Genomic DNA, 253 nt, shown 5'->3' on the forward strand with positions numbered 1-253 from the left:
GCGCCGGCGACAACATCATTACCGGCGGTGCAGGCAACGACCTGCTGATCGGCGGGGCGGGGGCCGACCAGCTGATCGGTGGCGCCGGCATCGACACGGCCAGCTACGAGGACAGCCTCGCCACTGGCGTGACCGTCAATCTGAAAACCGGCGTTAACACCGGTTTCGCTGCGGGCGATACGTTCTCGGGCATCGAGATCATTGTCGGCAGCAAAAACGCCGACACCTTCGTCAGCGGCGTCGAAGCCAACAT

At 64.0% G+C, this 253-nt stretch carries 1 pseudogene; it reads left to right on the forward strand.

Going from position 1 to position 253, the window contains the following annotated elements:
• Positions 1-253 (forward strand): annotated as a pseudogene (locus tag DBR24_RS31235) (calcium-binding protein); the annotation flags it as partial.

This window comes from Pseudomonas sp. HMWF006 (assembly GCF_003061205.1).
GTDB classification, from domain to species: Bacteria; Pseudomonadota; Gammaproteobacteria; order Pseudomonadales; family Pseudomonadaceae; genus Aquipseudomonas; species Aquipseudomonas monsensis.